18 protein-coding genes are annotated in these 16,692 nt (G+C 65.7%); 5 read left to right on the forward strand and 13 right to left on the reverse strand.

Annotated features, from left to right (window positions below):
- Positions 1-2: 2 nt before the first annotated feature.
- Genes cyoE through ACSUZJ_RS20955 form a run of 4 tightly spaced genes read right to left on the reverse strand, consistent with a single transcriptional unit; the run spans position 3 to position 3,413 of the window.
- The gene (gene cyoE / locus ACSUZJ_RS20940) at positions 3-893 is read right to left on the reverse strand and encodes a heme o synthase (RefSeq protein ID WP_499411409.1); all 891 of its coding nucleotides are present in this window, start codon (positions 891-893) and stop codon (positions 3-5) included.
- On the reverse strand, positions 890-2,038 hold the full coding sequence (locus tag ACSUZJ_RS20945; RefSeq protein ID WP_499411410.1) for a COX15/CtaA family protein: 1,149 nt from the start codon (positions 2,036-2,038) through the stop codon (positions 890-892). The genes cyoE and ACSUZJ_RS20945 overlap by 4 nt, the downstream gene beginning before the upstream one ends.
- Before the next feature lie 3 nt (positions 2,039-2,041).
- On the reverse strand, positions 2,042-2,650 hold the full coding sequence (locus ACSUZJ_RS20950) for an SCO family protein (RefSeq protein ID WP_499411412.1): 609 nt from the start codon (positions 2,648-2,650) through the stop codon (positions 2,042-2,044).
- Positions 2,643-3,413, reverse strand: coding sequence for an SURF1 family protein (locus tag ACSUZJ_RS20955; RefSeq protein WP_499411413.1), 771 nt, complete (start codon positions 3,411-3,413; stop codon positions 2,643-2,645). Before ACSUZJ_RS20955 ends, ACSUZJ_RS20950 begins: the two co-directional genes overlap by 8 nt.
- 35 nt (positions 3,414-3,448) lie before the next feature.
- On the opposite strand from ACSUZJ_RS20955, the gene ACSUZJ_RS20960 reads away from it, so the two are divergent.
- Positions 3,449-3,649: a twin transmembrane helix small protein gene (locus ACSUZJ_RS20960; RefSeq protein WP_312548384.1), complete on the forward strand. Its 201-nt coding sequence runs from the start codon at positions 3,449-3,451 to the stop codon at positions 3,647-3,649.
- 68 nt (positions 3,650-3,717) lie between these two features.
- Here ACSUZJ_RS20960 and ACSUZJ_RS20965 read toward each other — a convergent pair whose 3' ends face one another.
- From ACSUZJ_RS20965 to ACSUZJ_RS20995, 7 genes are all read right to left on the reverse strand, one after another.
- A complete protein-coding gene (locus tag ACSUZJ_RS20965; protein WP_499411415.1) occupies positions 3,718-4,575 on the reverse strand; it encodes a cytochrome c oxidase subunit 3 in 858 nt (285 codons plus the stop codon).
- A gap of 79 nt (positions 4,576-4,654) precedes the next feature.
- On the reverse strand, positions 4,655-4,879 hold the full coding sequence (locus ACSUZJ_RS20970) for a DUF2970 domain-containing protein (protein WP_499411416.1): 225 nt from the start codon (positions 4,877-4,879) through the stop codon (positions 4,655-4,657).
- Entirely contained in the window at positions 4,879-5,358 is a 480-nt protein-coding gene (locus tag ACSUZJ_RS20975) for a cytochrome c oxidase assembly protein (RefSeq protein WP_499416633.1), read from the reverse strand. The genes ACSUZJ_RS20970 and ACSUZJ_RS20975 overlap by 1 nt, the downstream gene beginning before the upstream one ends.
- 76 nt (positions 5,359-5,434) lie before the next feature.
- Positions 5,435-5,554: a cytochrome oxidase small assembly protein gene (locus ACSUZJ_RS20980; protein WP_499411418.1), complete on the reverse strand. Its 120-nt coding sequence runs from the start codon at positions 5,552-5,554 to the stop codon at positions 5,435-5,437.
- Complete coding sequence (gene ctaD / locus ACSUZJ_RS20985) at positions 5,551-7,164, reverse strand: cytochrome c oxidase subunit I (protein WP_499411419.1); 1,614 nt, start codon at positions 7,162-7,164, stop codon at positions 5,551-5,553. Before ctaD ends, ACSUZJ_RS20980 begins: the two co-directional genes overlap by 4 nt.
- 21 nt (positions 7,165-7,185) lie before the next feature.
- Positions 7,186-8,373: a cytochrome c oxidase subunit II gene (coxB, locus tag ACSUZJ_RS20990; RefSeq protein WP_499411421.1), complete on the reverse strand. Its 1,188-nt coding sequence runs from the start codon at positions 8,371-8,373 to the stop codon at positions 7,186-7,188.
- A gap of 522 nt (positions 8,374-8,895) precedes the next feature.
- The gene (locus tag ACSUZJ_RS20995) at positions 8,896-9,786 is read right to left on the reverse strand and encodes a methyltransferase domain-containing protein (RefSeq protein WP_499411423.1); all 891 of its coding nucleotides are present in this window, start codon (positions 9,784-9,786) and stop codon (positions 8,896-8,898) included.
- An 89-nt stretch (positions 9,787-9,875) separates the two neighbouring features.
- Here ACSUZJ_RS20995 and ACSUZJ_RS21000 point away from each other — a divergent pair, with 89 nt between their 5' ends.
- The 4 genes from ACSUZJ_RS21000 to ACSUZJ_RS21015 all read left to right on the forward strand — a co-directional run bounded on the left by ACSUZJ_RS21000 (position 9,876) and on the right by ACSUZJ_RS21015 (position 14,511).
- Positions 9,876-10,622 carry a phosphoribosyltransferase family protein gene (locus ACSUZJ_RS21000; protein WP_499411425.1) on the forward strand — a complete coding sequence of 249 codons (747 nt, stop codon included), beginning with the start codon at positions 9,876-9,878 and terminating at the stop codon, positions 10,620-10,622.
- 18 nt (positions 10,623-10,640) lie between these two features.
- Positions 10,641-11,111, forward strand: coding sequence for a tRNA (uridine(34)/cytosine(34)/5-carboxymethylaminomethyluridine(34)-2'-O)-methyltransferase TrmL (trmL, locus tag ACSUZJ_RS21005; RefSeq protein ID WP_499411427.1), 471 nt, complete (start codon positions 10,641-10,643; stop codon positions 11,109-11,111).
- 68 nt (positions 11,112-11,179) lie between these two features.
- Complete coding sequence (locus ACSUZJ_RS21010; protein WP_499411429.1) at positions 11,180-12,409, forward strand: ABC transporter substrate-binding protein; 1,230 nt, start codon at positions 11,180-11,182, stop codon at positions 12,407-12,409.
- A 2-nt stretch (positions 12,410-12,411) separates the two neighbouring features.
- Positions 12,412-14,511 carry a hybrid sensor histidine kinase/response regulator gene (locus ACSUZJ_RS21015; RefSeq protein WP_499411430.1) on the forward strand — a complete coding sequence of 700 codons (2,100 nt, stop codon included), beginning with the start codon at positions 12,412-12,414 and terminating at the stop codon, positions 14,509-14,511.
- A gap of 40 nt (positions 14,512-14,551) precedes the next feature.
- Here ACSUZJ_RS21015 and ACSUZJ_RS21020 read toward each other — a convergent pair whose 3' ends face one another.
- Positions 14,552-15,316 carry an alpha/beta hydrolase gene (locus tag ACSUZJ_RS21020; protein WP_499411432.1) on the reverse strand — a complete coding sequence of 255 codons (765 nt, stop codon included), beginning with the start codon at positions 15,314-15,316 and terminating at the stop codon, positions 14,552-14,554.
- A gap of 33 nt (positions 15,317-15,349) precedes the next feature.
- On the reverse strand, positions 15,350-16,573 hold the full coding sequence (locus ACSUZJ_RS21025) for a DUF819 family protein (RefSeq protein WP_499411434.1): 1,224 nt from the start codon (positions 16,571-16,573) through the stop codon (positions 15,350-15,352).
- Between the last annotated feature and the right edge of the window lie 119 nt (positions 16,574-16,692).

Raw genomic sequence — 16,692 nt, forward strand, 5'->3', positions numbered from 1 at the left:
CGTCAGAACCTGAAGTAATGGTCGACCAGCAGCGCCGCGAACAGCAGCGACAGGTAGAGGACCGAGTAGGCAAAGGCCTTGCGCGCCACCTGGTCGCTGTAGTGCTTGTGCACGCGCCAGGCGTGGCGCAGGAAGATCGCATTCAGGACGACGGCAGCCGCCAGGTAGATCAGGCCGCTCATGCGCACCGCGTAGGGCAGCAGGGTCGTGGCGGCCAGGGCCAGCGAATACAGCCAGACCTGCTGGCCGGTATAGGCCATGCCGTGGGTGATCGGCAACATCGGCAGGCCCGAGCGCGCATAGTCCTCGCGCCGGTACATGGCCAGCGCCCAGAAATGCGGCGGGGTCCAGACGAAAATGATCAGCACCAGCAGCCAGGCCTGCATCGGCACCTCGCCCGCGACCGCGGCCCAGCCCAGCGCCGGCGGCATCGCGCCCGACAGGCCGCCGATGACGATGTTCTGCGGCGTGGCCGGCTTCAGGTAGATGGTGTAGACGACCGCATAACCGACGAAGGTGATGAAGGTCAGCCACATCGTCAGCGGATTGACGAGGGCATACAGGATCCACATGCCGAGGCCGCCGATGATGCTTGAAAAGACCAGGGTCTGGTTGCGCGTCAGTTCGCCGCGCGCGGTCGCGCGGCGCGCGGTGCGGGCCATGCGCGCGTCGATCTCGGCCTCGATCAGGCAGTTCACGGCAAAGGCGGCGCCGGCCAGCAGCCAGATGCCGGCCGTGCCGGCGATCAGGGCGCGCCAGCCGGGAAAGCCGTCGGTGGCCAGGAACATGCCGATCACGGCACAGAATACGGCGAGCTGGGTCACCCGGGGCTTGGTCAGCGTCCAGTATTGGGCGATACGGCTGGTCGGTTGGAGTACGGTCTGGGTGGTCATCGATACGAGTTCACAGGGACGTCCGCATTCGCGGGCGTGCGCTGCGACACTTCGAGAAGATACTTGACCTTGTAGTTTAACATGGTCACCGTCAGTACGAGGAGAGCAGCCCCGGCGTTATGCAACACGGCAATGGTAAGCGGGAAATCAAAGAACACCGTCGCCACACCCGTGAACAGTTGGACAAGCAGCACGGTCGCGAGCATTTTCCCGGTTTTGCGCAGCTGCGCCTCGCCCATCGCGCGCCAGGCGGCCAGGCCCAGCACGACCGTGACAATGAGCGCGAAGTTGCGGTGCACCCAGTGGATCGCCACCAGGGCCGAGAATTGCAGGTAGTGGCCGGCAGCGGTCTTGCCCAGTTCGCGCCACAGCGTGAAGCCGTGCTCGAAGTCCATTTCCGGCACGAGTTTGCCGTCGCAGAGCGGGAACTCGTCGCAGGCGAGCGTTGCATAGTTAGTGCTCACCCACCCGCCGAGCGCGATCTGCACGACCAGCACCACGGCGGCGACCAGGGCCAGGGTGCGCAGCGAGCGCAAGGCTGCCACATCGCGCACCGGCGTCGGCGGCTTCATCAGGTAGTCCTCGCGTCCGCCCAGCCAGACCAGCATCGCCAGCAAGGCCATGCCCAGCAGCAAGTGGATGGTGACGATGACCGGCTGCAGTTTCAGGGTCACGGTCCAGGCGCCGAAGGCGCCCTGCACGCAGACGAACAGGAACAGCGCCACCGGCATCGCCGGCCTGAAGGCGTCGAGCCTGGTCTTTTTCCATTGGCGGAAGGCCTGGAACATCAGCGCCATGATCAGGACGCCAATGCCCATCGCCAGGTAGCGGTGGATCATCTCGATCCAGGCTTTCACCTTCGTCACCGGGCCGGTCGGCATCAGCGCCTCGGCCGCCGCGATGTGTTCGTGGGCGATGAAGGGATTGGCGGCGCCGTAGCAGCCCGGCCAGTCGGGGCAGCCCAGGCCGGAGTCGGTCAGGCGGGTGAAGCCGCCGAACACGATCAGGTCGAAGGTGAGGAAGGCCATTACCCACACGAGCTTGCGGTACTTGTTGGCGTCGGACGACAGCCAGACCATGGTCAGGGGGATGCTGGCGACGAACAGGCCCATCAGGGCCAACTGGAACAGGGTGGACGGGTGCATGGCTTATCCGATCGCCGAGGCCTTGAGCAGCTTGGCGATGTCCTTGTGGACGCGCTGCGGCTCCGGGTTCTTCGGGAAGCGCATCATGAGGTTGCTGCGCGGGTCGACCAGGAAGATGTGGTCTTCCGCCCTGCCGCCCTGCTCCACCGGCAGCCATTTCGCCAGCTCCTCGGGCTTGACGCGCAGGATGTGCATGTCGTCGTACATGCGGATCAGCATGGTGTCGATCGGCTGGGCGTCGGTGACGAGCCAGACGCGCTCGACGCGGTCCATGTTCTTGCCCTGCATGGTGCGCAGCTGGCGCATCGCGTAGAGCTGGTCCTGGCAGGCCTTGTCGCAATCGCCGCCGCCGACCTTCACCATGATCCACTTGCCGGCGTAGTTCTCGAGCGTTTCCGGCCGCCCGTCCAGCGTGGTGCTGGAGAGTTTCGGCATCGGATGGCTGGCCTGGTCGATGAGGGTGCCGTAGTTGGTGCGCCCTTCCGGCTTGATGACGTAATAGCTCAGGTAGGAGGCGATGATCGGCGCGGCGCATACCAGCAGCACCGCCAGCAGCTTCCAGCGTCCCGTACGGCGCTGCCGGACTGCGGCAGCGGGAACGCGTTCACTCAACTTGTTTTCTTCCACTTCGAAATCCCGTAATCACAAAAAATAAGGCCGCCATCGCCGCCAGCGCATACCACTGGACGGCATAGCCGCGGTGCTTGTCGATGCCAGTATCCGGAGCCGGCCAGTCGCGCACGAGGACCTCGCCGGCCGCCTGCGGCCCGGTCTGCTGGACAAGAAAAGGCTCCAGGCTCAGGCCGCTGGCTCGCGCCAGCGCATTCACCTCCAGGTTCTGCACGAGCGCGCCGGGCTTGAGCGGTGCGGCGGCCCCGAGCTCCATCACATGCCCGGCCGAGGCGACAAGAATGCCCTCGATCGTCGTCGTGCCCCTGGGTGTCTCGTACTTCGGCAGGCGCGTGTACTCGCGAGGATCGCGCGGCAACCAGCCGCGCAACACCAGCACATGTCGGTCCGAACCCGCTATTTTAAACGGCATTGCCAGATAGAATCCGGCCCTCCCCTCATGGGGCCGGTTATCGAGGAAGACCGGCCAGCCGGCAACGAACTCGCCCGTCACCCGCACCCGCCGATATTCAAGATCCTGGGTTTGCGTAGGGTGGGCACCTGTGCCCACGCGGTCGTACCCTTGCGCACCACCACCGCCTCCGAGCACCACCGGCGGCGCCTCACCGCGCTCATGCAGGCGCTGCGCAATCGCCGTCTTCTCCGCCGCCCTGCGCACCTGCCAATTTCCCAACGCAATCCCCAGCGCCACGAGAACGACCGTTGCCAAAAAGGGAATACCTCTAAACCGGAACCGCAAACGCATTACAATGAATCCCTTCCCGATCCCTCGGTGCGACCATGAAAATCTTCGTAGCCATCGCCTTCATCCTGATCATCGCCAGCCTCGGCTCGGCCCTGTTCTTCCTGATGCGGGACAAGGGCCGCAGCAACCGTACGGTCCAGGCGCTGGCGATGCGGGTCGGCCTGTCGATCACGCTCTTCCTGATCGTGCTGGCGTCCTACAAGCTGGGCTGGATCACCCCGACCGGCATCCGCTGACTTTCAAGAGAAACGGGGACAGCCACCAATGGTGACTGCCCCCGTGACATCAAGCAGACAGGCCGCTGTTACAGCCAGTAAACAACGACGTAGAGGCCGAGCCACACGACGTCGACGAAGTGCCAGTACCAGGCCGCGCCTTCGAAGCCGAAGTGGTTATCCGCCGTAAAATGGCCGCGCAGCACGCGGTACAGGATCACCGACAGCATGATCGCGCCCATGGTCACGTGGAAGCCGTGGAAACCGGTCAGCATGAAGAAGGTCGAACCGTAGATGCCCGAGGTCAGCTTCAGGTTCAGTTCCTGGTAAGCGTGGATGTACTCGTAGGCCTGGAAGCCCATGAAGATGGCGCCCAGCAGGATGGTCGCGAACAGGAACACGGCGGTGTTGCGGCGGTGGCCGGCGCGCAGCGCGTGGTGGGCGATCGTCAGCGTCACGCCGGACAGCAGCAGCAGCGCGGTGTTGATCGTCGGGATAGGGAAAGGTCCCATGGTGTTGAAGCTCTCGACCGTGCCGGCCGGGCCGGTGTTGCCCCACTGGGCGGCGAAGTCGGGCCACAGGATCTTGTGGTCGAGGTCGGCCAGCCAGGGCATGGTGATCGCACGGGCGTAGAACAGCGCGCCGAAGAAGGCGGCGAAGAACATCACCTCGGAGAAGATGAACCAGCTCATCGACCAGCGGTAGGAAGTGTCGATGCGTGCGCTGTACTGGCCCGCTTCGGACTCGCCGATGGCGTCGCCGAACCAGAAGTAGAGCACGGTCAGCATCGCGACGATGCCGGCGAGGCAGACGGCCGGTCCCCACGCTGCGCTGTTGACCCAGCCCGAGGCGCCGGCCATCGTCACCAGCATCGAGATGCCGCCGGCCATCGGCCACATGGAAGGGCCGGGCACGAAATAGTGCGGCGCGGTTTTTGACACACTCATCTTCATCTCCTAGATCAATCTTCTGATGCGTTGAATTGGATTGCTTTGAAACTCGTTTGTCTTTTTACTGCGCCACTGCCTAAGGCACCACCAGCTGCACCACCAGGACCAGGACGCCGATGAAGATCAGCGCCCCGAGCAGCCCGGCGAGGATGACGTGCACCGGGCTCAGGTTGGCCGCGTCGCGGTCGTAGTCGCGGCGCTTGCGCACCCCGAAGAAGGACCAGAACACGGCTTTCATCGAGGCCCCGAAGCTCGACTTGCGAACCTGCTGCTGCGGCTGCCGGGGCGGCTGCGCTGCCATCACCTGGCCGCGACCGCGCCGGCGATCTCGAAGAAGGTGTACGACAGCGTGATGTTCTTCACTTCCTTCGGCAGCGCCGGGTCGATGAAGAATACCACCGGCATCTGGCGCGCTTCGTTCGGCTTCATGATCTGCTCGCGGAAGCAGAAGCACTCGACCTTCTTGAAGTGCGGCGTGGCCGACTGCGGTGCATAGCTCGGGATCGCCTGGGCCTTGACCGCCCTGCCCTGGGTGTTGACGACCTCGTAGACCACTGTTGCCAGCTCGCCCGGATGGACCTCGATGCTGCGCTGGGTCGGGCGGAAGCGCCAGGGTCCCTGGGAATTGCCGTCCAGTTCGATCGTGATGGTGCGCGTCAGGTCGACCTGGGTGTTCGCCGGGCGCTCGACCGTGCCGTCCTGCTGGGTCAGCACGTTCACGCCCAGCACCTCGCAGATCTGGCGGTAGACCGGCACCAGCGCGTAGCCGAAGCCGAACATCGCCACCGCCACCACCACCAGCTTGGTGAAGGTGGAGCGGTTCAGCCGCAGGCGGGTGTCGTTATCGTAGGCCACGTCAGCTCAGCCAGATGCGCTTGACGATCACCGAGGCGAAGAAGAACGCGGCGATCACTCCGAGGATCAGGGCAATGCGCAGATTGCCCTTGTGCGGAGGTTTGCGCTGCGCGTTCATCATTTCACCAGCGGCGGGGTTTCGAAGGTGTGGAACGGCGCCGGGCTCGGCACGGTCCACTCCAGGCCCTCGGCGCCCTCCCAGGGCTTCGCTTCGGCTTTCTTGCCGCCGCGGATGGTCGGCAGCACCACCGCGAACAGGAAATAGGCCTGCGACAGGCCGAAACCGAAGGCGCCCACCGACACGATCATGTTGAAATCGGTGAACTGGGTCGCGTAGTCCGCATAGCGGCGCGGCATGCCGGCCAGGCCCAGGAAGTGCATCGGGAAGAAGGTGATATTAAAGGTGATCAGCGACAGCCAGAAGTGGATCTTGCCACGGCCTTCCGGATACATGTGGCCGGTCCACTTCGGCGCCCAGTAGTAGAAGCCGGCGAACAGCGCGAACAGCGAGCCGGCCACCAGCACGTAGTGGAAGTGGGCCACCACGTAATAGGTGTCGTGGACCTGGATGTCGATCGGGGTCACGGCCAGGATCAGGCCGGTGAAGCCGCCCATGGTGAACACGAAGATGAAGCCGACCGCGAACAGCATCGGGGTTTCGAAGGTCATCGAACCGCGCCACATGGTGGCGACCCAGTTGAACACCTTCACGCCGGTCGGCACCGCGATCAGCATGGTGGCGTACATGAAGAACAGCTGGCTCGTCACCGGCATGCCGGTGGTGAACATGTGGTGGGCCCAGACGATGAACGAGAGCACGGCGATCGAGGCGGTCGCGTAGACCATCGAGGCGTAGCCGAACAGGGGCTTGCGGGCAAAGGCCGGGATGATCTGCGAGACGATGCCGAAGGCCGGCAGGATCATGATGTAGACCTCGGGGTGGCCGAAGAACCAGAAGATGTGCTGGTACATGACCGGGTCGCCGCCGCCGGCGGCGTTGAAGAAGGAGGTGCCGAAATGGCGGTCGGTCAGGGTCATGGTGATGGCGCCCGCCAGCACCGGCATCACGGCGATCAGCAGGAAGGCGGTGATCAGCCAGGTCCAGCAGAACATCGGCATCTTCATCAGGGTCATGCCGGGCGCGCGCATGTTCAGGATGGTGACGATGATGTTGATCGAGCCCATGATCGACGAAGCGCCCATGATGTGCATCGCGAAGATCGCCATGTCCATGCCCGGACCCATCTGGGTCGACAGCGGTGCGTACAGGGTCCAGCCTGCCGCGGTGGCGCCGCCCGGCGAGAAGAAGGAACCCGCCAGCAGGATCGCCGCCGGCGGCAGCAGCCAGAACGAGAAGTTGTTCATGCGCGCGAAGGCCATGTCGGAGGCGCCCACCTGCAGCGGGATCATCCAGTTCGCAAAGCCCACGAAAGCCGGCATGATCGCGCCGAACACCATCACCAGGCCGTGCATGGTGGTCAGCTGGTTGAAGAACTCGGGGCGGAAGAACTGCAGGCCAGGCTGGAACAGCTCGGTGCGGATCATCAGCGCCAGCACGCCGCCCGAGAGCAGCATGATGAACGAGAACCACAGGTACAGGGTGCCGATGTCCTTGTGGTTGGTGGCGAACAGCCAGCGCCGCAGGCCGGTCGGATGGTCGTGCGCGTGATCATGATCATGCGCGTGGCCGTGCTGATCGTCGTGGGCGTGATCGAGAGTGCGGGTAGTCATGTCAGTATCCTGGGAAACTTATTACTTGCTACGTGCAGCCAGAACCTCGGCCGGTTGAACGATGTTTTCCGCGGCCTTGTTCGACCAGGTATTGCGGGTGTAGGTGATGACGGCGGCGATGTCCGAGTCGGACAACTGCTTCCATGGCGGCATCGCGCCCGGGTAGGCCGGCGTGTCCTGGCCGTTGAGCAGCACCTCGATCTGGTGGCCCTTGGCGCCGTTCACCACTTGCGAGCCGTCGAGCGGCGCAAAGGCATTCGGGATGCCCTTGCCGTTGGCCTGGTGGCAGGCGACGCAGTTGGCGGCGTACACGGCTTCACCCTTGGTCTTGAGTTCGTCGATGGTCCAGACCTTGTTCGGATCGTCGGCCAGCGCGGCCATTTTCTTCTTCTCGCCGGCGACCCAGGCAGTATAGTCCTCGGCGGAGACCACGCGCACCACGATCGGCATGAAGGCGTGGTCCTTGCCGCACAGCTCGACGCAGTTGCCGCGGTAGACGCCGACCTTGTCGGCCTTGAACCAGCCGTCGCGCACGAAACCGGGAATCGCATCCTGCTTAATGGCGAAAGCCGGAATGGTCCAGGCGTGGATCACGTCGTTGGCGGTGAACACCATGCGGATCTTCTTGCCGACCGGGACGACCATCTCGTTGTCGACTTCCAGCAGGTAGTTCTCGCCGCGCGGCTCGGTGTTGGCAACGCCCGGCTCGCCGATCTGGCTGCGCGGGGTGGCCAGGTTCGACAGGAAGCTGATGCCCTCGCCTTCGCCCTTCAGGTAGTCGTAGCCCCACTTCCACTGCATGCCGGTGGCCTTGATGGTGATGTCGGCGTTCGAGGTGTCCTTCAGCGCGATCACGGTCTTGGTGGCGGGCAGCGCCATGGCGATGACGATCAGGAAGGGAACGACGGTCCAGGCGATTTCGACGGCGGTCGATTCGTGGAAGGTGGCGGGCTTGTGGCCGAGGGACTTGCGGTGCTTGAGCACCGAATAGAACATGACGCCGAAGACGGCGATGAAGATGACCAGGCAGACGATCATCATCCAGTTGTGCAAGCTGTAGATGTCAGCGCCGACGCCAGTCACAGGAGGCTGCATGTTCAACTGGTGTTCCACCGGCCGCCCCGTGATCTCCGGTGCCGCCAGTGCCGGGATGCTGGCCCATACCGCGAGACCGAGCACCATGGCGTGAAGTCGCTTTGCATATGTCATGTTGTCCCCAACCACCCAAAATAAGAATATTTTTAAACGGTCAGCGTTTCCATGAACGAACCGCCGCCGCTCCGAAACCATTACGCAAGTGGCTCCCGGACGGCACGCGGAAATGGCGCGCGACGGACGTTAGCCGTACCGCGGCCACCAGCAAAGCAAAACACACTGACGGGCGCGGAACTTGCTGATGCTGCTTTTCAATTTTCTACTTTTTCTACCGTTTTGCCTGTTTTTTCAGCGTTTATGGCGCTACGGACGAAAAAATAGTCATTGATTATACTCAAATCGCTAATTTTTATTCAAGGAAAATCCTTGCCATGCCGCATGCATGTGATGCGATACAGCACAATAGATTGCCACCAATGCTGACGAAACGCTACTGATAATCGGCGCGGCGGATGCTTCTTGCACACGCTTGTGCCCCCGACCGAATGCGTCTGATCATGGACGTAGGGTGGACGGCTGCGCCGTCCACGCGTTCAACCAGCCTGGATTCTGCCGCGCCGTCTCATCACGCCGTCATCACGGCTTGCGCGGCTGAAACCGCACAATCGCCTCCCCGGCCGCCGTGGTCTTCGGCACCGGCCTGAACGCATGCCCATAGATGACCTCGAAGCTCAGCGAAATCTTCCCGTCCGCCCCGCGCTGGGCTTCGAGCGCATCGACCATGCGCCGCCAGGCCGCGCGCCCGACCAGGCCGCGCCGGCGCGTCGCCAACGGGTTGCCGCCGATTGCGCGCACGTCCGCCAGCAGGGCCTCGACCGTGCCGTAGGTGACGGTGATGCGCTCGACATCCATCACCGGCGTCGAAAACCCGGCCTCCACCAGCTGGTCGCCGAAATCATGCATATCGACGAAAGGCAGGGTATGCGGCGTCTCGTCCATGGTGGCAAACGCGCTGCGCAACTCCTTGAAGGTGTCGGGACCGAAGTTCGAGAACATCAGGAGTCCGTCGACGCGCAGCACCCGGCGCCACTCGGCGAACACGCGGTCGGGCTGGGGATGCCAGTGCAGCGCCAGATTCGACCACACCAGGTCGAGCGAGTTCGCCCCGAAAGGCAGGGTGCCGAAGTCGCCGCAAACCAGGTCGACGCCGGTCTTGGCCGGCATCAAGCGGCTCAGCATCGAACCCAGCGAGCGCGGCGCCGGCGCCGGCGTTGCCGCTGCGGCCAGCATGCCGGGGGCGGCATCGAGCCCGACGATGTGGGCGGCCGGATAGGTCTTCTGCAGCACGGCCAGGTCGGGTCCGGTACCGCAGCCGGCGTCGAGCACGCGCTGGGGCACGATCTTCACCAGCGACAGGCGCTCGTGCATGCGGCTGGCGATCTCGCGGCGCAGGAAATCGGCCGGCGCGACGCGCTGCGGATCGGCAAACAGCGCGCGTACGCGCGCCTGGTCGATTGGGGCGCTCATTTTCGACGGGGATTGGGGAGAAGCCATGGTTCTGATGCGTTCGAATGAGATAATGGCGGGAGTGTACATGTTTGTGGAGAGTCAAGCCGATGCTTGGGGGCCTGCGACTGTGGAGTCACCGTTGGCCGCGCGCGCTGGCCGGCATGCTGCTGCCCTGCTCCTGCGCCCTGTGCGGCGACACGGCGCCGGCCGTCGTCTGCGCGCCCTGCCGGCAACGCTATGCGCCGCCCGGCGGCCCGCGCTGCCCCTGCTGCGCCAATCCGCTCGGCGCGCAAGAAGATGCAGGCCAGCGTTGCGCCGGCTGCCTGGCCGAGCCGCCCGCGTTCGACGCCACCGTGGCCGCCGTCGATTATGCGGCGCCGCTCGACGCCCTGGTGCTGGGCCTGAAGTTCGGCGCCCGGCTGCCGCTGGCGCCCTGGTTCGCGCAGCAAATGCTCGACGCCGTGCTGGCCCGCCCGGGCTGGCCCCTGCCCGAGCTGCTGTGTCCGGTTCCGCTGGGGCGGCAAAGGCTGGTCGAGCGCGGCTTCAACCAGGCGCTCGAGATCGCCCGGCCGCTGGCGCTGTCGCTGGGTGTGCCCTTGCGGCCGCGCCTGGTGCAGCGCAGCATCGAGACGCTGGCCCAGTCGGGCGTGGCGCCCAGCGAACGGGCGGACAACATCCGCGGCGCCTTCGCGCTCGCCGACGAGGCGCCCGACCTGGTCGAGGGCCGCCACGTCGGCGTGGTCGACGACGTCATGACGAGCGGGCACACATTGAATGAACTGGCGGCCACGCTCAAGCGGGCCGGCGCGGCGCGCGTGTCGAACCTGGTGTTCGCGCGCACGCCGCCACATTGATTATTGAAGGAGAAGCTTTTGTTCCACGTCGTCCTGGTCGAACCGGAAATCCCGCCCAACACGGGCAACGTCATCCGCCTGTGCGCCAACACCGGCGTCCAGCTGCACCTGATCGAGCCGCTCGGCTTTCCCCTCGACGACGCCAAGATGCGCCGCGCCGGGCTGGATTACCACGACTACGCGACCATGAAGGTGCACAAGAACTGGGAAGCCTTCCTGGCCGATGCCCGGCCCGATCCGGCGCGGATGTTCGCGCTGACGACGCACGGCTCCTCGCCATTTGCCAATGCTTCCTTCAAGCCGGGCGACGTCTTCGTGTTCGGCGCCGAATCGCGCGGCCTCGATCCGGCCCTGCGCGAGAGTTTCCCGCCGGCCCAGCGCATCCGCCTGCCGATGATGCCGGATAACCGCAGCCTGAACCTGTCGAACACGGTGGCGGTGGTGGTGTACGAGGCCTGGCGCCAGAACGGGTATGCGGGCGGGGCCTGATGTTGCAACCCGATCAGCAGTGCCGGGCTGTCGCGGAATTGCAGATTACAATATCGGACTTCTTGTCCATGATCGCTATGCCTACCCCGATCGCTTCTCGCCTGAGCAATTCCTTCGCCGGCATGCTGGCCGGCGCCCTGCTGGCTGTATTGCTGGCTGTGTGCACCGCCGCTGCGGCCGCGCCTGCGCCTGTTCCCGTGCGCATCGGGCTCGACGCCGAGTTCGGCCTGGACAACAGCACCTCGGCCCAGGCCGTGGAGTTGGGATTACGCACCGCCATTGGTGAAATCAACCGCGCCGGCGGCGTGCTGGGTGGCAGGCCTGTCGAGCTGGTCACGAAGGACCACCGCTCGCTCCCGGCGCGCGGCATCCGCAACATCCAGGAGTTCGCGCGCATGCCGGAGCTGGTCGCCGTGTTCGGCGGCAGGTTCAGCCCGGTGATCATCGAAGAGCTGCCGACGCTGAAGGCGACCCGGACCCTGTTCATGGCGACCTGGTCGTCGGCCGACATGATCGTCGATAACGGCATGCATCCCAATTATGTCTACCGCCTGTCGCTGCGCGACAGCCTGGCGATGCCCAAGTTGCTGGACACGGCGCGCAAGCGCGGCTTGCGCAACGTCGGCCTGCTGCTGACGAACACCTCCTGGGGGCGCAGCAACCTGGCCGCGGCCGAGAAATTCGTCGCCGCCAACAAGGACATCCGGATCGTGCAGACTGCGTGGTACAACTGGCGCGACCAGACGCTGGTGGCCCGGTACAAGACCCTGCGCGACGCCGGCGCCCAGGTCGTCGTGCTGGTGGCCAACGACGACGAAGCGGCTGTCCTGGTGCGCGAGGTGGCAGCCTTGCCGCAAGCCGAGCGGATGCCGATCCTGAGCCATTGGGGCGTGACGGGCGGCGAATTCACCAGGCAGGCCGGGCCTGCCCTGCACGAGGTCGACTTTTCGGTGATCCAGACCTTTTCCTTCTTCAAGGCGGACAAGAAGCAGCTCGCACGCTTCATGAGCAGCGCGGCGGCGGTCTCCCCGGTCCGCAGGATCGAGGACATCCAGGGGCCGGTGGGCGTGGCGCACGCCTACGACCTGATGCATATCCTGGCCAGGGCAATCAATCTGGCGGGCAGCACCGACAGGAAAGCGGTGCGCGACGCCCTGGAAAAAGTGCGCGAACACCGCGGACTGATCAAGACCTACAGGCCGCCGTTCACGCCGGCGCGCCATGAAGCGCTGGGCGAGCGCGAACTGCTCATCGCCCGCTACCGCACCGACGGCGTGCTGGTGCCGACGGCCGACTGACCATGTGGTTCCTCCTCCAGGCCGGCAGCCTGACGCGACGCTTTGCGATCGCATCGGCCATCCTGACCGCGGCGGCGGTGCTGCTGGTGGCGGCTACCTCGTTCTGGCTGGTCGATCGCCAGCATGATGCGGCGGTGGCGCTGCTGCAGCAGCGCGAGACCGCCTTCAATGCGCGCACCGTCGGCAACACGCTCGCCACGCTCGTGACCCGCATGAAAGAGGTCGCCGACAGCCCCATCCTGGCCACCGGCCTGGTCGACAGCGCGGGCAAGGAGACCTACCTGGGCCCCTTCCTGAACAGCCTGCGCCAGATTAACGGTATTCCGGTCCAGGTCCTGTTTACCGATTTCGAAGGCAAGCCGATCGCAGGCAACGGCCTGGAGCGCTTCGATCCCGAACAAATGGACTGGCTGCGCGCCCGGATCGACCGGGGCGCGGAGACCGGCGCCATCTTCGACCGGCCGCAGGGCGCGGAGCTGGTCGGTGTGAGCCTGCTGCGCTATTCGCGCACGAATACCCCGGAGGGCGCACTGGTCTACAAGATCCGCCTGCAGGACCTGCGCCCCGTCCCCTCGTCCACCCTGGCATGGAAGGGACAGGCGCCGGCGGCGGACGAGGACAGCATCGAGCTGCCGGTCAAGGCGCCCGCCGAATTCGCCCAGCTCGGCCTGAGACTGAAAGTCGACACCTCCGGTTTGAGCCATACGCTGGGTACGCCCTGGTCCCAGTACAGCCTGATCGGCGGCATCGCGGCCCTGCTCGCCCTGGTGGTGTTCCTGCTCGGCTCGCGCCTCTCGCTCGGCCTGACCCAGGACCTGCGCAAGCTCGAGCAGTTTGCGGGCGAGCTCGGCGAGGAAGGCATCGGCGAGCGCCGCGCCGAGCTGGCCGGCAGCAGCGAGACCATCACTCTGGCGCGCTCCATCAACCGCATGCTCGACCACCTGCACCGGCAGCAGGCGCACCTGCAGCGCGAGCACGAGCGCAAGGATGAATTCCTGGCCATGCTCGCCCATGAACTGCGCAATCCGCTGGCCCCGATCAGCAGCGCCGCGCAGCTCCTGCGTGTGCTGTTTGCCGATGTGCCGCGCATCAAGGAGATCAGCGGCGTCATCAGCCGCCAGGTAACGCACATGACCCACCTGGTCGACGACCTGCTCGATGTCTCGCGCGTTACGCGCGGCCTGGTCACGATCAACCAGGGCAGCGTGGAACTCGGCGCCGTGCTGCGCGAAGCGGTGGAGCAGATCAAGCCCGTCATCGACGCCAGGAAGCACCACCTGACGCTGGACATCGCGCCCCACCCCATGCCCGTGTGCGGCGACCGCACCCGCCTGATCCAGGTGGCGGCCAACCTGCTCAACAACGCGGCGAAATACACCCCCGACGGCGGCGAACTGCGGGTCTCTCTCCAGCAGTACGAGGGCGCGGCGGTCCTGCGGGTCAGCGACAACGGCATCGGCATCGGCGCCGACCTGCTGCCGGTGGTGTTCGACCTGTTCACCCAGGCGCAGCGCACGCCCGACCGCGCCCAGGGCGGACTGGGGCTGGGCCTGGCCCTGGTCAAGAAACTGGTCGAGCTGCACCGCGGCACGGTCGAGGCGTACAGCGAGGGGCTCGGGCACGGCAGCACCTTCACCATCCGACTGCCGCTGCTGCCCGCGGACCAGGTCGCCGCTGCGGCGCCGGCCGCCGCGGCCAGCCCGGCGGCCTCCCGGCCCAGGCGCATCCTGGTGGTCGACGACAACGTCGACGCGGCGCGCACCCTCGGCTTGTTGCTCGAGAGCGCCGGGCACCAGGTGACGATCGAGCATTCGGCGCACGCGGCGCTGGCCCGCTCCGAGCAGGACCGGTTCGAGGTCATCCTGCTCGATATCGGCTTGCCCGACATGAGCGGGCACATCCTGGCTGGCGCACTGAAGCGCCTGCCGTGCTGCAGCAGCAGCGCCCTGGTCGCCGTCAGCGGCTACGGCCAGGAACAGGACCGCCGGATGTCGCAGGAAGCCGGCTTTGCCGCCCACCTGGTCAAGCCGGTATCGGCCGGCGCGCTGGTCGACACCATTGCGCGTGTCACGGCGGAGCCGAACGAACACACGCCGGCGTGACGGCGCCCGGCGCTCGCCCCCGGAGCCGGCCGGATACCCCTTACTGCGCCCACTGCAGCGCCGCGATGTACGCAGCCGTCTCCGAAATCGTGTTGTGCCCCGCCCCGCCGATCACCTGCATCGTCGCCACGCCGTTTGGAAAGTGCGCCAGCAGCCGTTCGCTGCTCTGCGCCGGGATGATCTCGTCACGCTCGGCCACGAGCAGCAAGGTGGGCGCCTTCACCTGCGGCGCATGACGCCAGGACTCGTACTTGTCCCGCAGTAGCCAGCGCACCGGAAAATATGGGAAGTGGCGGGCCGCCAGCGCCGCCAGGCTGTCGAAGGGCGTCACCAGCACCAGCTTCCTGACCGGGCGAGCGGCCGCCACCTGCACCGCGATGCCGCTCCCGAGGCTGCGCCCGATCACCACGATCTCCCTGTGTTCGGCGGCGACACGGTCGAACAGCACCAGCGCATCGGCCACGAGTGCGCGCTCGCTCGGCTTTCCCGTGCTGCCCAGGTAGCCCCGGTAGTGCGGCAGGTAGAGGGCGTGATCGGGGAAAGCCGCATTCAGCAGGGGCAGGCTGGCCGACACATCCTCGGCATTGCCGCCGAGATAGATGACGGCCTTGTCGCCCTGGAGCGGCCGTTCGGAGACCCGGAGCACGGCGCCCGGCACCTCCAGTGTCGAGGTCCTGGGCGCCGGGAACATCGGCGTCGCCAGCGGATAGTAGATGAAGGAGCGCTGGGCGGCGAACAGCGCCAGGCCGGCCGCCGCGTAGGCGCCCAGGCAGGCCAGCAGGATGAAACCCAGCGCTTTCGGCATGCGACTCCTCGCTCGCAGGCGCCGGCCCCTGCGTCAGGCCGCCAGCGCGCGCAACATCAAACCGGTCAGGTAGGCGCCATAGGTGCCAAGCGCGTAGCCGAGCACCGCCAGCAGCACGCCGACCGGCGCCAAGGCAGGATGAAAAGCGGTCGCGACCACCGGGGCCGATGCCGCGCCGCCCACATTGGCCTGCGACCCCACCGCCATGAAGAACAGCGGCGCCCGGATCAATTTTGCCATGAGCAGCAGCAAACCGCCGTGCACGCTGATCCAGATAAGTCCGAGCAGGAACAGCCAGGGCCTGTCGAGCAGCGCATTCAGGTCCATCTGCATGCCGATGGTCGCCACCAGGAAATACAGCATGGCCGATCCGATGGTCGAGGCGCCCGCCCCCTCCAGGCTGCGCACCCTGGTAAAGCTGAGCAGCAGGCCGAAGGTGGTGGCGAACACCACGATCCAGAAGAAGGACGAGGTCAGGCTGTAGTCCTGCAACCGCCATTCCTGGGGCAGGCTGGCGATCCAGCCCACGGTCGGGCCGGTGAACGCATGCGACAGGCCGGTGACGCCGATGCCGACGGCCAGGATGATCATCACGTCGGTCAGGGTCGGCATGCGCGCGTGCTCGGCCTGGTAGGTTTCGATGCGCGCCTTGAGCGCGTTGATGGCGCTCAGGTCGGCGCCGGTCCAGCGGTCGAAGGCCTGGGCGCGGCTGGCCAGGAACAGCAGCACGGCCATCCAGACGTTCGCCACCAGCACGTCGACGGCGACGAACTGGCCGAACAGGGTCGCGTCGACCTCAAACACTTCCTTCATGGCTGCCTGGTTGGCCCCGCCGCCGATCCAGGCGCCGGTAATCGTGGTCATGCCGCGCCAGGTCTCGCCCGCGACCGTTTCCGGATGAATCAAACGCATGATCTCGAACGAGGCGATCGCGCCGAACATGATGCCGACGGTGCCGGTCAGGAACATGACAATGGCCTTCGGACCCAGGCGCACGATGGCGCCGAAGTCGATGGCAATGCACAGCAGCACCAGCGCGCTGGGCAGCAGGTAGTCGCGCGCCACCGGATAGAGCTTCGAGGCATGGCCGTCGATCACGCCCAGGGTGTTGAGGATCGCCGGGACCAGGTAGCACAGCAGGAGCGCGGGCACATAGGTATAGAAGCGCTTCCAGAAGCCGCCGGGCCGCGCCGAGGTCCAGAACACCAGGCCGAGGATCGCCGCCAGGATACCGAGCACGACGGCATCGTTTGTCACGAGGGGAGCTGCAGTTTGCATGGAAATATCGTCAAAAGGTCAGGTCGGCCGTCCGCCATCCTGCGGTGTGCACCGCATGGAAAATACCCGCGGCCCGCGCAGGCTGGGAATAGAGAAAG

This window comes from Telluria sp. B2, assembly GCF_051789535.1.
In the GTDB taxonomy this organism is placed as follows: Bacteria; Pseudomonadota; Gammaproteobacteria; order Burkholderiales; family Burkholderiaceae_D; genus Telluria.

What these genes read in the sequence shown, in the direction of transcription:
- ACSUZJ_RS21020 (WP_499411432.1), bottom strand. Translation starts at nt 15,316, where the DNA reads ATGCCGAAAGCGCTGGGTTTCATCCTGCTGGCCTGCCTGGGCGCCTAC.
- ACSUZJ_RS21000 (WP_499411425.1), top strand. Translation starts at nt 9,876, where the DNA reads ATGCTTGGGGGCCTGCGACTGTGGAGTCACCGTTGGCCGCGCGCGCTG.
- ACSUZJ_RS20955 (WP_499411413.1), bottom strand. Translation starts at nt 3,413, where the DNA reads ATGCGTTTGCGGTTCCGGTTTAGAGGTATTCCCTTTTTGGCAACGGTC.
- ACSUZJ_RS21010 (WP_499411429.1), top strand. Translation starts at nt 11,180, where the DNA reads ATGATCGCTATGCCTACCCCGATCGCTTCTCGCCTGAGCAATTCCTTC.
- cyoE (WP_499411409.1), bottom strand. Translation starts at nt 893, where the DNA reads ATGACCACCCAGACCGTACTCCAACCGACCAGCCGTATCGCCCAATAC.
- ACSUZJ_RS21015 (WP_499411430.1), top strand. Translation starts at nt 12,412, where the DNA reads ATGTGGTTCCTCCTCCAGGCCGGCAGCCTGACGCGACGCTTTGCGATC.
- ACSUZJ_RS20945 (WP_499411410.1), bottom strand. Translation starts at nt 2,038, where the DNA reads ATGCACCCGTCCACCCTGTTCCAGTTGGCCCTGATGGGCCTGTTCGTC.
- ACSUZJ_RS20980 (WP_499411418.1), bottom strand. Translation starts at nt 5,554, where the DNA reads ATGATGAACGCGCAGCGCAAACCTCCGCACAAGGGCAATCTGCGCATT.
- ACSUZJ_RS20965 (WP_499411415.1), bottom strand. Translation starts at nt 4,575, where the DNA reads ATGAGTGTGTCAAAAACCGCGCCGCACTATTTCGTGCCCGGCCCTTCC.
- ACSUZJ_RS20960 (WP_312548384.1), top strand. Translation starts at nt 3,449, where the DNA reads ATGAAAATCTTCGTAGCCATCGCCTTCATCCTGATCATCGCCAGCCTC.
- ctaD (WP_499411419.1), bottom strand. Translation starts at nt 7,164, where the DNA reads ATGACTACCCGCACTCTCGATCACGCCCACGACGATCAGCACGGCCAC.
- ACSUZJ_RS20995 (WP_499411423.1), bottom strand. Translation starts at nt 9,786, where the DNA reads ATGAGCGCCCCAATCGACCAGGCGCGCGTACGCGCGCTGTTTGCCGAT.
- ACSUZJ_RS20970 (WP_499411416.1), bottom strand. Translation starts at nt 4,879, where the DNA reads ATGGCAGCGCAGCCGCCCCGGCAGCCGCAGCAGCAGGTTCGCAAGTCG.
- ACSUZJ_RS20975 (WP_499416633.1), bottom strand. Translation starts at nt 5,358, where the DNA reads ATGTTCGGCTTCGGCTACGCGCTGGTGCCGGTCTACCGCCAGATCTGC.
- coxB (WP_499411421.1), bottom strand. Translation starts at nt 8,373, where the DNA reads ATGACATATGCAAAGCGACTTCACGCCATGGTGCTCGGTCTCGCGGTA.